Annotated in this window: 14 protein-coding genes; 8 read left to right on the forward strand and 6 right to left on the reverse strand. The window is 74.2% G+C overall.

Translation table 11 applies throughout. The features are described 5' to 3' along the window. Positions 1-100 precede the first annotated feature (100 nt). The 5 genes from ACIO5D_RS29280 (at position 101) to ACIO5D_RS29300 (ending at position 6,406) form a co-directional block, all read left to right on the forward strand. Entirely contained in the window at positions 101-781 is a 681-nt protein-coding gene (locus ACIO5D_RS29280) for a hypothetical protein (RefSeq protein ID WP_363604988.1), read from the forward strand. Between the two features lie 166 nt (positions 782-947). Continuing rightward, on the forward strand, positions 948-1,781 hold the full coding sequence (locus tag ACIO5D_RS29285; RefSeq protein ID WP_400650476.1) for a DsbA family protein: 834 nt from the start codon (positions 948-950) through the stop codon (positions 1,779-1,781). Positions 1,782-1,846: 65 nt separating this feature from the next. Then, the gene (locus ACIO5D_RS29290; RefSeq protein ID WP_400757150.1) at positions 1,847-2,503 is read left to right on the forward strand and encodes a vitamin K epoxide reductase family protein; all 657 of its coding nucleotides are present in this window, start codon (positions 1,847-1,849) and stop codon (positions 2,501-2,503) included. A 410-nt stretch (positions 2,504-2,913) separates the two neighbouring features. Next, positions 2,914-4,188 (forward strand): hypothetical protein, encoded by a 1,275-nt coding sequence (locus ACIO5D_RS29295; protein WP_400798889.1) that lies wholly within the window; start codon positions 2,914-2,916, stop codon positions 4,186-4,188. A 19-nt stretch (positions 4,189-4,207) separates the two neighbouring features. Next, entirely contained in the window at positions 4,208-6,406 is a 2,199-nt protein-coding gene (locus ACIO5D_RS29300) for a tetratricopeptide repeat protein (protein WP_400798892.1), read from the forward strand. A 47-nt stretch (positions 6,407-6,453) separates the two neighbouring features. On the opposite strand, the gene ACIO5D_RS29305 is transcribed toward ACIO5D_RS29300, so the two are convergent. From ACIO5D_RS29305 to ACIO5D_RS29320, 4 genes are all read right to left on the reverse strand, one after another. Then, positions 6,454-6,909 carry a helix-turn-helix domain-containing protein gene (locus tag ACIO5D_RS29305; RefSeq protein ID WP_400798894.1) on the reverse strand — a complete coding sequence of 152 codons (456 nt, stop codon included), beginning with the start codon at positions 6,907-6,909 and terminating at the stop codon, positions 6,454-6,456. A gap of 508 nt (positions 6,910-7,417) precedes the next feature. Then, complete coding sequence (locus ACIO5D_RS29310) at positions 7,418-8,503, reverse strand: serine hydrolase domain-containing protein (protein WP_400798897.1); 1,086 nt, start codon at positions 8,501-8,503, stop codon at positions 7,418-7,420. Positions 8,504-8,576: 73 nt separating this feature from the next. After that, positions 8,577-9,161, reverse strand: a complete 585-nt coding sequence (locus tag ACIO5D_RS29315; RefSeq protein WP_363604995.1) for a GNAT family N-acetyltransferase — start codon at positions 9,159-9,161, stop codon at positions 8,577-8,579. 24 nt (positions 9,162-9,185) lie between these two features. Further along, positions 9,186-9,602 carry an ankyrin repeat domain-containing protein gene (locus tag ACIO5D_RS29320; protein WP_363604997.1) on the reverse strand — a complete coding sequence of 139 codons (417 nt, stop codon included), beginning with the start codon at positions 9,600-9,602 and terminating at the stop codon, positions 9,186-9,188. 395 nt (positions 9,603-9,997) lie between these two features. Here ACIO5D_RS29320 and ACIO5D_RS29325 point away from each other — a divergent pair, with 395 nt between their 5' ends. The 3 genes from ACIO5D_RS29325 (at position 9,998) to ACIO5D_RS29335 (ending at position 12,659) form a co-directional block, all read left to right on the forward strand. Continuing rightward, on the forward strand, positions 9,998-10,192 hold the full coding sequence (locus ACIO5D_RS29325; RefSeq protein ID WP_063346460.1) for a hypothetical protein: 195 nt from the start codon (positions 9,998-10,000) through the stop codon (positions 10,190-10,192). Between the two features lie 164 nt (positions 10,193-10,356). Then, positions 10,357-11,994, forward strand: a complete 1,638-nt coding sequence (locus ACIO5D_RS29330) for a hypothetical protein (RefSeq protein ID WP_400798901.1) — start codon at positions 10,357-10,359, stop codon at positions 11,992-11,994. A gap of 290 nt (positions 11,995-12,284) precedes the next feature. Continuing rightward, the gene (locus tag ACIO5D_RS29335) at positions 12,285-12,659 is read left to right on the forward strand and encodes an RNA polymerase-binding protein RbpA (protein ID WP_030396357.1); all 375 of its coding nucleotides are present in this window, start codon (positions 12,285-12,287) and stop codon (positions 12,657-12,659) included. 151 nt (positions 12,660-12,810) lie between these two features. On the opposite strand, the gene fxsA is transcribed toward ACIO5D_RS29335, so the two are convergent. After that, positions 12,811-13,380, reverse strand: a complete 570-nt coding sequence (gene fxsA / locus ACIO5D_RS29340) for an FxsA family membrane protein (protein WP_400798903.1) — start codon at positions 13,378-13,380, stop codon at positions 12,811-12,813. Positions 13,381-13,462: 82 nt separating this feature from the next. Beyond that, positions 13,463-15,076, reverse strand: a complete 1,614-nt coding sequence (gene lnt / locus ACIO5D_RS29345; protein WP_363605000.1) for an apolipoprotein N-acyltransferase — start codon at positions 15,074-15,076, stop codon at positions 13,463-13,465. Between the last annotated feature and the right edge of the window lie 16 nt (positions 15,077-15,092).

The following is a 15,092-nucleotide window of genomic DNA, read 5'->3' on the forward strand; positions in this document are numbered from 1 at the left end:
GCGAACGAACGACCACGGAGGGGCAATCTGTTCGGGCTTGTGACCACGACCGCCGACGCACCCTCGTCCCGGGTGTAAACGTCGTGGCATACTCCGGGGCGTGACGACTTCCACGCACGCGACGAGGGCCCTGCGGGCCGCGGTGTTCACCGCGTTCGCCGTGCCGCTGTCCGCGCTGGGGCAGGTCGTCATCACCGGTCGCCCGCTGCCGCTCACCCTGGTGGTGGCCGCGACCGCGGTCGTCTTCCTGGTCGCGGCCGTGCTGGCCGGCCGGGAGCGCCGGCTGGTGCACATCTCGGCCGTGCTGGTCCCGGTCGAGCTGATGCTCAACACGACCTTCAATCTGGGCCAGGCCGGCTGCGGCCCGGCCCTCGGGGCGGAGCACGCCCCCGCGCGCGGTATGAACCTGCTGGTGTGCGGCGGCGGTTCGGTCGACGGGTCGCTGTTCTCCGGGCAGTTGGGACACACCGGGCCGCTCGCACCCGCCGTCACCCAGCTGCTCGTCCTGCTGGTCCACCTGCTGGTCGCGCTGGCCGCCGCCGTCTGGCTGCGGCTGGGCGACGCCGCCCTGTCGGGCCTGGCCCGCTCGCTGCGCGCGTTGCGCCAGTCGCTCGCGGCCCCGCTGCGCGCCCTGTTCCTGCTGCTGGCCCCGGCTCCGGTCCGGCCGGTGCTGCGGGTGCCGCTGCCGGTCTCGGACCGGCCGCGGCCGCGTCGCGAGGCCGTGGTGCTCAGCCCGGCGCCCCGGCGTGGCCCGCCGTCGGCCTTCGCGCCCGCCTGCTGACGACCCCGCCGCCACGGCGGCCCCGGGAGCACCCGGACACCCCCGCAGGCGGTGTGCCACGCCCGAGCAGACCAGTCCGAGCCCCCTCGTGCCCGCCGGCGCCCCGCGCCGCGCCGAGGCGGCGCCCCCGCGCACACCGCGCGCCCCGTACAGGAGTTGACCCACCATGGCCCAGTCCAGCAACAGGCAGCCGAACCCGAACAGCAAGCAGGCCAAGCGCGTCAGCGCCCGCGAGCGGATCCAGGAGGCGCAGCGCCAGGAGCAGCAGGCGGCCAAGCGCCGCCGGCTGATCGTCGTCGCCGTCTCGGCCGTCGCCGTGCTCGCCATAGCGGGCGGGGCGGCGGTGGCGATCAGCTCGGCGGGTGACGACAAGTCCTCCGCCGCCGAGCCCGCCGCGCCGACCGCGCTGGTCGTGCCCGCCAACACCACCGGCCCGGACGGCACCCTGGTGGTGTACGGCAAGGCCGACGCCCCGCACACGCTGCAGGTGTTCGAGGACTTCCGCTGCCCGGTCTGCAAGACCTTCGAGGCGACCAACGGCGACACCGTCAAGAAGCTGGCGGACGACGGCACGGTCAAGATCGAGTACCACCTGGCCGCGTTCCTGGACAAGCCGCTCGGCGGCAAGGGCTCGCGCACGGCGCTGGCCGCCGCCGGCGCCGCGCTGAACGAGGGCGTGGACAAGTTCAAGCAGTTCCACGACGTGCTCTACGCCAACCAGCCGGACGAGCGCCAGGACGCCTTCGGCGACGTCAACCACCTGCTGGACCTGGCCGGTCAGGTGCCGGGGCTGAAGACGGACGCCTTCGTCAAGGCGGTCAACGACCGGACGTACGCGCCGTGGGCGACGAAGGTCGCGGACGCGTTCAGCAGCAGCGGGGTGACGGGCACGCCGACGGTCAAGCTGGACGGCAAGCCGATCACGCTGTTCAGCGGCAACCGCGCGGTGACGCCCGAGGAGTTCACGGCCCAGATCAAGCAGGCCACGGGCGCGCAGTGAGCACCACCGGCCCGGCCGATCTCCGGCCGGGCCGGTCCCCTTCACACCTACCGGAGTGCTCTGCCATGACCGCCCCGACCACCGTGAACCCCTCCCCTCCCGTGGCCGCCACCACCCCGCCGAACCGCGCGCCGATCGGCGCGGGCCGGGTGTACTCCCTGTTCCTGCTGATCGGCGGGCTGACCGGGCTGGCCGCCTCGGCCGTCCTGACCTTCGACAAGCTCCGCATCCTCGAGAACCCGTCGTACATACCCAGTTGCAACATCAACCCGGTGATCAGCTGTGGTTCGGTGATGCGCACCGAACAGGCCGAGGTCTTCGGTTTCCCGAACCCGCTGCTCGGCCTGGCCGCGTTCGGCGCGCTGACGGCGATCGGCGCCGGGCTGCTGGCGGGCGCCGCCTACCGCCGCTGGTTCTGGCTGGGTCTGCACGCGGGCACCCTGCTCGGGGTGTTCTTCGTGCACTGGCTGATCGACCAGGCGCTGTACCGGATCGGGGCGCTCTGCCCCTACTGCATGGTGGTCTGGGCCACCGTGATCCCGCTCTTCTGGTACACGACGCTGCACAACCTGCGCACCGGTGTCATCCCGGTCGGCCCCCGGCTGCGGCCGGTGGTCCGCGAGGCCGCCCGCTACCACTGGGCGCTCCCGGTCCTCTGGGCGGCCGTGATCGCCCTGCTGATCCTCAACCGCTTCTGGTACTACTGGAGCACCCTGCTCTGAGCCCCGGCGGCCCCACCGGCCTGTCGTACCGGGGCTGTTCTCGACATGGACCCGGCTTGTTCACGGGGTATCGAGTACAGCCCTCCTCCGCTGCTAGAGATGACCTGTTCCCGTCAGCGCCCGGCGCTCGCCTCGATCGCGAGCACCGGGCGCTGACGGGCTCCATCCGGCGAGAGGAGGTGACCAGGATGAAGAAGATCGCCATCCGCAAGGCGGGCTCGGTCCGTCTGACCAGCGCTGCGGCGCTCTACGGCGGCGCCCCGTGCGGGCCGACGTGGCCCCCGATCCCGCTCCCCGCGTAGTCGCGAGCGGCTCGGACCGGCGGTGGCCCCGGGGATCCTCCCGGAGCCACCGCCGCGTGCCACGAGCCGTCCTGCGGTCGGTGTCCCGGTCATCCGCTTGGAGGAGCCATGCCAGACAGGCCGGCCACGGCCGAGCCCGGCGAGCAGCAACCGCCGCAGGCCGTACGGCAGCCACCGGAACCGGACCGGCCTCTCACCTTCCACGAGCTCGTCTTCCAGCCGGACGGCGACGAGGTGACGGTCGGACGGCTCGACGAGGGGACCTTCGTGGTCCTTCCCGCGGACGGCGCGGCACTGCTGCGCCGGCTCGTGGACGGGATGCCCCGCGCGCAGGCCGCGCGGTGGTACACCGAGACCTACGGCGAGACGGTCGACCTCGCCGACTTCGTCGCCGATCTCGGCGAACTCGGCTTCCTGCGGCCGCCGGGCGAACCGGCGGCGCCGCGCCCACCGGTGCGCTGGCAGCGGCTCGGGCGGGCGGTGTTCTCCCGCGTCGGCGCGGTGCTGTATCTCCTGCTGCTGGCGGCCTGGTTGACCGCCGTGGTCCGCTCCCCCGACCTGGCCCCCGGCTACCGGCACCTGTTCTTCACCCCGTACATGTCGGTGCTCGTCGCGGTCATGTTCCTCGCCCAGGCGCCACTGATCCTGCTGCACGAGGCCGCGCACGCGCTGGCAGGGCGCCGCCTGGGCCTGCCGTCCACCCTGTCCGTGGGCCGGCGGCTGTACTTCGTGGTCTTCCAGACGGCCCTGGACGGGCTGGTCGCGGTGGAACGCCGCAAACGGGTGCTCCCGATGCTCGCCGGCATGCTCACCGACGTCGCCGTCCTCGCCTCGCTGACCCTGCTGGCCGCCGCCACCCGCACCGCCGACGGCGGCTTCTCCCTGATCGGCGGCGTGGCCCTGGGCCTCGGGTACTCGACCGTGCTGCGGCTGCTGTGGCAGTGCTTCTTCTTCCTGCGAACCGATGTGTACTACCTCGTGGTCACCGTGCTGGGCTGCGTCGACCTGCAGACGACGGCCAAGCAGCTGCTGGCGAACCGGTGGGCGCGGCTGCGGGGCCGCCCCGAGCCGTACGCCCCGGAGAGCTGGCACCCCCGCGACCGCTCGGTGGCCCGCTGGTACTCGGTCCTGATGGCCGTCGGCTACACCGCCGCCCTGGCGACGATGGCGGTCAGCCTGCCCCCGATCGTGGCCAAGGCGTACGGGACGGTGCTCACGCAGCTGTCCGGCGACCCGGCGCACCGCTGGACCGGGCTCGCCGACAGCGTCCTGTTCCTGTTGATGACCGTCGGTGAACTCACCCTCGCCACCGTGCTGTTCCTGCGGGAGCGGCGCACCCGGCGCACCGCCCGCACCGCGGCCGGCCTGCCGTTCCCGTCCTGACGTCCCCCCTGGAGGGCCCATGTCCATCACCTCCGCCGACCACGCCGCGCCGACGGGTGGCGGGCGGCACGTCCTCGTGGCCGGTCGGCTGCGCCGGGACCGTGCCGCCGCCCGGGAGCGGCTCGGCGTCCCGGCGCCCCTGCTGCCGGAGATCTCCGCGCACCGCAGGCTGCGCGGCCCGTACACGGCCGCCGGCACACTGGTCCGGGGGCTGCTGCCGGACGCGCTGGCGCGGCGGCCTGAGCTGGTCACCGCCCACGAGGTCGAACTCCTCACCGTGGCACCGGAGCTGCGCGACCGGCTGCCCGCCACCCGGGAGACCCTCACCTCGCTGGCCGTGCCCCAGGAGCGGACCCGCTTCTACTCGCGCCGGCGCACGCTGCGGATCGCGCACGGGCTGCAGGAGTTCCTGGCCGAGCTGCTCACCGCCGAGGGGTACGGCACCCGTTCCCTGGTCGTCGAGGACCTCGACCACGCCGACCCGACCGATCTGGAGTTCCTCTCCGTCCTCCTGCGGCGCACCGACCCGGCACTGCTGACCGTGCTGGCCGGGGGCACCGCCGCACTGCTCGACCCGTCGCCGGCCGATCCCGCGGTGGAGCCCGGCACCCCGCCCGGCGAGAACCTGCCGCTGGTCCTGGCGCTCCACTGCACGCGGATCGACGCCCCGGCGGCCGCCCCCGCCGTACCGGACGAGACGGACGACGAGACGGACGAGGCGAACAGCCGGGCGGCGGCGGCCCGTTACATCGCCGGGGACGCCACCGACGACGACCCGGCCGCGCTCGCCGCCTACCTCCGCCTCCCGGCCGGGGAACGGCAGGCCCTGCACGACCAACGGGCCGAGGCCCTGCTGGCCGCCGGTGAGAGATCGGCGGCACTGGGCGCCGTCCCGTACCACCGCGAACACGGCAGTGACGTCCTCGGCACCGGACTGCCCGCGCTCGCCGAGGCGATGGACGCCTGCATGCTGCTCGGCTTCTACGACGCCACCCTCGACCTGTGCCGCCGGGGCCGCGCGCTCTGCGATCCCGAACGGCACCCGGAGGCCTGGTGGCACTTCACCGGCAAGATGCCGACCTCGCTGTCCGCCCTCGGCCGGGCCGACGAGGCCGAGGCGATCTGCGACGAGGCCCGGGCCCGGTCGCGCAACCCCGCCGTCCACATCCAGTGCGCGTACGCGACCGCCATGCTGTTCACCAGGCACCGCGCGCCCGACCGCCGCGACCACGACCGGGCCCTGGGCTGGATCAACGAGGCCATCGCCCTCGCCTCGCTCCTGCCCGACCGCCGCCAGCGCGCCTTCAACACCGTCTTCCACAACAACGGCCTCGCCCTGATCGAGGCGCACCTCGGCCGCCCCGAGGCGGCCCTCGAACTGGTCACGGCCGGCCTCGCCGAGCTCGACCGCGACCTCGGCCACGACGAGCACAGCCTGCACCGCTCCGTCCTGCGCCACAACCGGGCGACGGTGCTCGGCGGACTGGGCCGGCTGGACGAGGCCCTGGACGACCTCCGCGCGGTGATCGCCGCCGATCCGCACTATCCGGAGTACCACTTCGATCTCGGCAACCTGCTCCGGTCGCGGGGCGACGACGAGGCCGCGCTCGCCGCCTACGAGACGGCGCTGCGCCTCGGCCCGCCGTTCCCCGAGGTCTACTACAACCGGGGGGACGTCAGGAACGCGAACGGCGACACCGAGGGCGCCCTCGCCGACTTCGGCTATGTGCTGGTGCTGGACCCGAGCTTCGTCGACGCCTACGTCAACCGGGCCGGGATCCTGCTCGACCTCGGCGATCCGGACGGCGCCGGGCGGGACGCCGCGGCCGGGCTCGCGCTGGACCCGCAGAACCCGCACCTGCTGGCCGCACTCGGCCGGGTGCACGCGGAACGCGACGAGCACAAGGCGGCGCGGGAGGCCTTCGACCGGGCCCTGGCCGCCGACCCGCACCTGCTGCCCGCCCTGTGCGGCCGGGCTACTGCGGCCTGCCAACTCGACGACCTGGAAAAGGCCCTGACGGATCTTCACCAAGCGGTCGAGCTCGCTCCGCAGGATCCGGCCGTCCGGTACAACCGCGCCTTCGTCCTGCTGAGGGCCGACCGGTGGGACGCCGCACTCGCCGATCTCGACATCGCCGCCGAACTCCTTCCGGAGGACGAGGACGTCCTCGCCGCCCGCGCCGAGTGCCTGGCGCGGCGCGCGGCCATGACGGGCTGACCGCCGGTGCCGGGCCGCACCCCCGCGGCCCGGCACCCGGGCAAGACCTAAGGGATCCAGCGGCCGACGACGCTACGGGTGCGGCTCAGCACGGCGACCGCCAGCCGCGCCACGGCGCCGGAGAGCGGCTTCTGGTCCGCCCCGCCCTGACCTGCCCCGCCCTGGCCCGCCCCGCCCTGGCCCGGCCCGGCCGGCCGCGGGTCGGCACCGGCCGTCATCCGCCGCGCACGCCCGGCCATCGCCCGCTGCCGCACCACCAGGAGCGAGCCGGGCGGCAGCCCGAAGGTCTCCTCGTACGAGCCGACCAGCGCCTCGGAGGGTATCCGCCGACCCATTTCGATGTCCGAGAACATACTGTGCGCGCTGTATCCCAGCCGCCGGGCAAGCGCCCGCATCGAGAGGCCGTGCTCCAGCCGCAGTCGACGCAGGACAATTCCTAATTCCCGCTCGGCGAATTCGGAATCCGCCCCGGAGGCCAGCGGCGGGCGGCCCGCCGGCGTCACCGGCGACCTGCCCGGCGGCCATCTGTCACCGCGTCTGGCGCTCTCCGGATTCTGCAATACCATGCCATCACCACATTCTCGGATAGGTCCGCGCAGCGCACGCTCTCTGCGCAATGCAGTGCGGCGCCCGCCGGGGCCGGGCCAGGCCGCAACTGGCCCCCGAACAGGGACGATGCACCGCGACGGGCAGGGGTGGCACCAACCCCTCCCCCCGGGGCGGCGCCGGGACAAACACCCCCCAGATATCTGGGGGGTGCCGACGCACGGCCATTCCGCTGCCGGTATTTCGCAGCGTAAGCCGGTGTAACAGCCGCATAACACGCATCAGCATGCCGCTCACCGGCGCGTGCGTCAATGGCGAATACCCCGCCCCGCGCCACTGCGAGCCGGCGTGCGGACCGGCGCGGCGGAATATCGGTGAAACTCCCCCAGGAGTTCCCAGGCGTCGCCCTCCATCCCACGCATCCCGCCGGACGCAACCGGACGCGGCGGAGCCCTCGGTGGGGTGTCAGCCGAAGACGGCCCGGCGGAAGGCGTTGCGCAGGTCGGTGAGCGGCTGGAGCTCGCGGTTGTAGTGGACCTTGTTGGTGAGCAGCAGCGCCCAGCGGCCGAGCCGGAGGCTGATCCAGATCCCGGTGCCGGTGAAGCCGTAGTGGACGAAGGTGCCCTCGGCGGGGTCGGTGCCGGGGGCACAGAGCCAGGAGAGGCCGCGGGCGGGGGCGAGACCGCCGGTCTGCTCGCGCAGCGACTCGGCGGCCCAGGGGGCGACCCAGGGCAGCGCGGACGGCGGGTCGAGCAGCGCGGTGAGGAAGCGTTCGAGGTCGCGGGCGGTGGAGAAGGCTCCGGCGTTGCCGCTGACGCCGCCGAGCAGCCGGGCGGACGGGTCGTGGACGATGCCGCGCAGGTGGGCACCGGTCGCCTCGTCGTACTCGGTGGGCGCGGCGCGGGCGGCCTCGTCGGGGGCGAGCGGGCCGAACCGGGTGTCGGCCATGCCGAGCGGGCGCCAGACCTGCCGTTCGGTGAGTTCGCCGAGCGGGGCGCCGCCGAGGTGCTCGACCAGGTGGCCGAGCAGGACGGCGGCGCGGTCGGTGTACTCGACGGCGGTGCCGGGCGGGCGGTGCAGCGGGGCGGCGAGGACGCCGGCCCGAACGGCCGCCCGGTCGCGGCCGTAGAGCGCCTCGAAGTTGGTGCGCAGCGGCATTCCGGCGGTGTGGGTGAGCAGGTGGCGCGCGGTCACCACGCCGGCCGGCCGGCCGGCGGCCGCCGGCCAGTAGTCGCCGAGGGGCCGGTCCAGCGGGAGGCGCCCGGCCTGCCGGAGAACGCCGGCGCAGGGCCAGAGCGCGATGATCTTGGTGAGGCTGGCGAGGTCGTAGAGCGTGTCGTGGTCCGCCTCCAGCCGGGCGTACCGGCCCTCCCCGAGGACGCCCCGACGGCCCCGGCCGCGTGTACCGCCCGCGTCGCCGACGGCCCAGACCGCGCCGGCTCCGACCGTCCGCAGGCCGTCCGACACCAGCCGGTCCAGCTCCCCGCCGGGGGCGGCGAGGACGGCGAGCGGGGCCGGACCCGGTTCGCCGCCCGGCGGTTCCTCGTTCATGCGCGCCCCCGCCCCGTCGTCCGCCGGCCCGCCGCCGGCCGACCCGCCGGGAGCCTACCCAGCGGGCGTGGACTCAGACGGTGACCGCGCCCGCGAGCCCCTGGCCGGCGAACTCCTTGCCGAGGCAGATGCTCTGCGGGTGCTCCCGGTAGATGCCGAACTTCTGGATCGGCCGGTACCCCTCGGAGCCGTACAGCGCGACCGCCTCGGGCTGCTCGGTGCCGGTCTCCAGCACGAAGCGGGTGCGTCCGGCCTCGACGGCGGTCTGCTCCAGCCGGCGCAGCACCGCCCGGGCGAGGCCCCGGCCCCGGGCGGTGGGGACGACGAACATCCGCTTCAGCTCGGCGTCGCCGTCCCGCAGCCCGTGCGGATCGGCCTGCTTGGCGCGCCAGCCACCGCAGGCGGCCGGCGCGCCGTCCAGGTAGGCGATCAGGAACAGCCCGGCCGGCGGCTCGAAGTCGTCGGGGTGCAGGACCGTGAGGTCGCCCTCGCCGTAGCGGCGGACGTACTCCTCCTGCACCTCCGCCGACAGTCGCTGCGCGTCCGGGTGGCCGTAGCCGGTGATCCGGAACTCGACGGTGCCGGCCCTGTCGCCCCTGTCTTCCTGGCCGCCCCTGTCGTCGCGCTGGACGGCGGCGGTGCCCGTGGTGCTCTCCATGGTCGAAAAGCCTACGACCTGCGGTCAGCGGCCCTCGAACCGGGCGACCAGCTCCTGCTTCCCGAACATCACGGCGGTGTCGACGGCGGACGGGCTGCCGGCCTTCGGGTCGGCGCCGCCGTCCAGCAGCACGGTGAGCACGTCGTCGGCGCCCTTGAAGACGGCCCCGGCCAGCGGCGTCTGGCCCCGGTCGTTGGCCCGGTTCGGGTCGGCCCCGCGCTCCAGCAGCGCGCCGACGGTGGCGGCGTGACCGTGGTACGCGGCGAGCATCAGCAGGGTGTCGCCGCGGTCGTTGGAGAGGTTGGCGGGCGCACCGGCGTCCACATAGGCGGCGAGGGTGGCGGTGTCCCCGGCCCGGGCGGCGTCGAAGAGCTTCCCGGCCAGCTCGATCACCTCGGCGTCCGGGGCGTCGGCGGGCGGCCGGCTGGTGGCGTCGGTCATGACGGACCCTGCTTTCGTGTCGTGGGTGCTGCGGCTGTGAGTGGCGCGTACCGCACCGTAGCGGCCCGGTGCACGGATGATCCAGCACGCGTCCGGCGGCCGGACGGCGGTATTCCCCCGCGCGGCACCCGGGAGTGCGGGCCACGCCGCCGTTCGGGCGACTTCCCGGCACCCCCGGAAGCCTCCCGCCCGCCCGCCGGGAATGCCTCGGCGCGCCGGACCGGGGCGACAAGACGCCCCCCGTCCAAGGCGGTTCACCTGCCTCCACCCGGCTCACCGGCCGGTATTGGCCAAGAAGACCACCCATTTGCACCGTTCCATCATCTATTACTTTTTGTCACGATTGTGGCACTTTCCGTCATGCCGTCCCTGTCCCCCTCCCCGAGGAGCAGATCGTGATCCTCTCGATTTCCGGCATCGTCCTGTTCGGCACCATCGCCTTTCTCTTCTTCCGCAGGGACGGACTAAAGGTCTCCCACGCCGTCGTCTGCGCCCTCTTCGGCTTCTATGTCGCCGGCTCCTCGATCGCGCCGAGCATCACCGCGGGCGGCGCGAGCCTGGCCAGCCTGCTCGGCGGCCTCAAGTTCTAGCGCTTGCCTGACAATTCCCGCCGCAACTCCCCGACCGGGCCCGGGCGCGGATCCCACCGCCCCCGGGCCCCGTCGTTCACCCGGGCCCGGCCGCACCCCGCACCCGGGCCGACCCCCGCACCACTCCCGAACCCGACCGTCCCACTCGCCCGGGGAGCCAAGGAATGCCGCTCAAAGGAATGCCGCCCAACCGCCGTCTCAGCAAGGGCCTCGACCTCGCCCGCACGGCCGGCGACCACGCCTCCGACATGTTCGCGCCGCTCACCGTCATCGGACGCGGGCTGCGCCACCACATCGGCTGGGCCAAGGACCGCTGGCAGGCCACCCCGAAGGATCGGCGCGGGCCGACGCTCTTCCTGACCGCCGCGATGCTGCTCGGCATCTACCTGCTGCCGCACGGCCTGCTGTTCGCCCTGGTGGCACTGATGGCCAGCGCGGCCTGGGCCGGACGGTCCCCGAAGGGACCGCCGGGGCCGCCCGAGCCGAACGCCGCCGACCTCAAGCTCGGCGCCCTGTACGCCGCGCTCACGCCGTACCTGACCGGCCCCGAGGACCTCAACCCGCTCTACCACCACGAGGGCCGCTACCAGGACGTCTTCGGCGCCTGGGAGTTCGACGGCGACGGCCGGCTCTCCCGGCTGGAGCTGGTCTACCCGGCCTACTTCACCGACACCGAGCCCGCCGCCCGGACCCGGATCGAACAGGTCGTCCAGGGCAAGGCCGGCCGCGCCCGGGAGTACCGGTTCGACTGGGACGAGGAGTCCAACCGGCTGCGGATCACCGCGCTGGCACCGCTGCCGACCGACATCGCGGCCCAGCGGTTCGTCACCGCGCCCGGCGAGATCGTGCTGGGCTTCACCGACGAGGAGGGCAGCGCCCGGACCATCCCGGTCGGCCAGGGCGGGACGATCGTCCAGCAGCCGCCGGTGATCTGGCGCACCGGGCCGCGCTCGGCCGAGCCGCACCTGCTGGCGCTGGGCGTGACCGGGTACGGCACCTCCAGCCTGATCCGCTCGGTCGCGCTCCAGGCGCTCCCGTTCGGGGACCTGGTGGTGATCGACGGCGCCGGGACCGGCGAGCACGCCTGTCTGGTCAACCGCCCCGGTGTGCACACCGTGGAGACCAGCCTGCACGGCGCGCTGGCCGCACTGGAGTGGGCCGCCGGGGAGACCGAGCGCCGGCTCGCCGCGCTGAACGCCGCCCGGCACGCCGGGGTGGCGCCCCCGGAGGACATCACCCGGCCGCTCTGGCTGCTGCTGGACCACCCGACCGAGCTCAGCGAGCTGGCCCACGCGGAGGGCCGCCCCGACCCGCAGGACCTGCTGGAGCTGCCGCTGCGGCACGGCCGCGCCGCCCGGGTCACCGTGGTGATCGCCGACGACATCGAGGCCCGTGACCGGATCACCCCGACCGTCCGGGCCACCACCCGGGCCCGGGTGACGCTCGGCCCGACCGGCCCCGCGGAGGGGCAGGCCGCACTCGGCACACCGCTGGACATCGTGCCGGCCGCGCACGCCCCCGCCGGGCGCGGCTATGCCCGGATCGGCGCCGGCGCACCGGTCCGCCTCCAGGTGCCGGCCACCGTCGACCCACTGGACGAGGACGCCCCGGCGCAGCTGCGCGAGGCGGTGATCGCCCTGCTGCCGCACCGAGACACCCGGACCGAGGCGGCCGCGCCGGTCGAGGCGCCGCCGCTCCCGGCCGGGCCGCCCCCGGCGGTGCCGGTGGAGCCGGACCCGGAGGCCGGACCGGTCGACCTCGCCAAGGGGCACCCCACCCTGCGCTCCCGCCCGCTCGGCTGAACGGGGCCGTCCGGACGGCCTTCGGCCGGGGCGGCGACGGGCGTCGTATCCCGTCCCGGTACGCTCCTCACGGAAAGCCCGATCGATCACCGCATGTGAAATAGGTGACACCTGGGGTGATATCACCGGCCAGATGTGACAAATCGGGCGCTGGTGGGTACAAACAGGGACGGCACGACAGACGACGCATGTCCCGGGACGGGAATCTTCGTCGGAAGCCGAGCGTTGACCGAACGACGAAGAACAGCGACCACTAGTCCTGTGGGCCATAAGCCCGGGAGGCACGATTCATGAGCGAGCGAGCTCTCCGCGGCACGCGACTCGGGGCCACTAGCTACGAGACCGACCGCGGTATCGATCTGGCTCCCCGCCAGACCGTCGAGTACGCATGTCAGAACGGACACCGATTCGAGGTTCCTTTCTCGGTCGAGGCCGAGATCCCCTCGGCCTGGGAATGCCGTTTCTGCGGCCAGGAGGCAGTACTTCTCGACGGTGATGAGCCGGAGGAGAAGAAGACCAAGCCCACACGCACCCATTGGGACATGCTGATGGAGCGCCGGACGCGCGAGGAGCTGGAGGAGGTGCTGGCCGAGCGGCTGGCCGTACTCCGCTCCGGAGGGATGAACCTCGCGGTACACCCGCGGGACACCCGTAAGAGCGCCTGACCCCGCTCCCGCCCACGGCGGCGGGAGCACGCGAAAAGGGACCCTGGCCACCAGGGTCCCTTTCGCGTTGCCCGAAACCGGCTCCCGCCCGGGGAGCCGGGGCGACGGGACCGGAAGGCGGGGCGGCCCGGCGCGGGCCGCCCCGGCCGGGTCAGCCCTTGATCGGGGGCCGGTAGGTGGTGTCCGGGCCCTGCGGGCCGGCGCCGGGCTCGACCACCTCGCCCTGGATCACCTTGCCGTCCGGCCGGTGGATCCGCAGCTGCTCCTGGAGCCGCATGGCGTCCGCCAGCGGGTCCGCGCCGGTGGCCGCGGTGCTGCGCAGCGCCTTGTCGGCGAAACGGCGCCCGGCGGCCCGCCAGAGCGCCCGGGTGGGCGGGAAGATCAGGGTGAGCGCCAGGGCGTCCGAGAGGAGGCCCGGGACGATCAGCAGCAGGCCGGCCAGGACCGTCATGCTCGTCCCGGTCTGGGCCTGCTGCGGCTTCGGGTCACGGCTCTGTTCGAGCGCCGCCGACAGCGCCTTCGCCCCGGCCCGCTTGATCAGCGAGCCACCGATCACGGCGCCGGCTATGAGCAGCAGGAGGACGGTGAGGCCGCCGAGCCGCGAGCCCACCTGGACCAGCAGCCAGATCTCCAGCACCAGCCAGGCGGTGATCAGCAGCGGCAGCACCCGCCGGAGCTTGCCGCGCGGGGCCGGACGGGCGGGGGTAGCTTGCTGGGTCACGGTACGAATCCACTCCAAGCGGTGCTCTGCGCGCCGCACGGGAGGTCCGGGCCGGCTACGGCACCACCTGGTGCAACGATCCTCAGGTGGCGGGTGTTCCGGCGGCGGGGCGCCGACGGCGGCCGATCAGCACGGCCGCGCCGCAGGCCAGCAGGCCCGCGACGGCCAGCGTCCACTCGGGCGCGGCGCCGACGCGGTCGGCGACCGTGGTGCCGTCGCGCAGCGGGACGACGGCCGACAGCTCGGCGGCGGTCAGTTCCTCGGTGCGCTGGACCACCGAGCCGTCGGGGGCGATCACGGCGCTGATGCCGCTGGTGGCGGCGATCAGGACGGCCCGGCCGTGCTCGACGGCGCGCAGCCGGGACATCGCGAGCTGCTGCTCGGGCTGGCCGGTCTTGGCGTAGGTGGCGTTGTTGGTCTGGACGACCAGGACCCGGGCGCCCTTGTCCACGGTGTCGCGGACGATCTCGTCGTAGGCCACCTCGAAGCAGATCACGTCGCCGATCCGGGCCGGGCCGAGCTGCATGACGCCGTTGTGGTCGCCGGGGTAGAAGTCGCGGGCGACCCGCTGGAGGCGGGTGATCACCTTGGCGAGCTGGTCGCGGAACGGCACGTACTCGCCGAACGGGACCGGGTGCTGCTTGGTGTAGGAGGCGCCGGGACCGGTCTTCGGGTCCCAGACGATGCCCTCGTTCTGAACGTGCCGGCTGTCCGGGCCGTCGACCAGGGTGCCGACCAGGGTGGGCACGCCGATCGCCTTCACGGCCTCGTCGATGCGCTGGTAGGCGAGCGGGTCGCTGAACGGGTCGAGGTCGGAGGAGTTCTCCGGCCAGATCACGATGTCCGGGCGCTCGACCCGGCCGGCCTCGATGTCGGCGGCGAGCTTCTCGGTGGCGGCGGCGTGGTTGTTGAGGACCATCATCGGGCGGCCGAGGAAGTCCATGCCGGGGTTGGGCACGTTGCCCTGGACGAGGGCGACCTTGACCGTGTCGGCGGGCGCGGTGGGCACCGGGACGAGGTAGCCGGCCAGCAGGGCGGCGACCGCGCCGAGGGCGGCCAGCGCGGCGGCCCTCGGGGCCCTGCGGGGCCCGCGCAGGCGCAGCGCGGCCCAGGCCAGCAGGGCGCCGCTGAGGGCGACGGCGAAGGTCACCAGCGGGGCCCCGCCGAGCGCGGCGAGTGGGGTGTAGGGGGTGGCGGTGTTGGCGAAGGCCAGCCGGCCCCAGGGGAAGCCGCCGAGCGGGAGCCGGTCGCGCGCCCACTCCTGGGTGATCCAGAGGCAGCCGGCCCAGAGCGGCCAGCCGGGCAGGCGGGAGGTGACGGCGAGTCCGGAGCCGAGCGCCGCCAGGAAGAGGGCCTCGATGACGGACAGTCCGACGGTGGCGTCCCAGCCGATCACCCGCAGCCAGCTGAGCAGCAGCAGGAAGAACGGCAGGCCGAAGGCGAAGCCCGTCCAGGCGGCCTGGCGGGCGGTGCGGCCCCGGGTGAGCAGGGAGAGCGCGGCGACGCCGACCAGGGAGAGCGGCCAGAGGTCGAACGGCGGGAAGGCCAGGGCGAGCAGCAGCCCGCCCAGCACGGCCAGGCCGGTGCGGGGCAGCCCGGCGCGGACCTTGGCGAGGGCGCGGGCCGCCCGGCCGGGCCGGGGGGCCTGGTCGGGCGACTGGGGCGCGGTCCCGGACCGCTCCTGGGTGACGGGCATGGCCACCGGCGCACCA

This window comes from Kitasatospora sp. NPDC087315 (assembly GCF_044744345.1).
Classification (GTDB): Bacteria; Actinomycetota; Actinomycetes; order Streptomycetales; family Streptomycetaceae; genus Kitasatospora.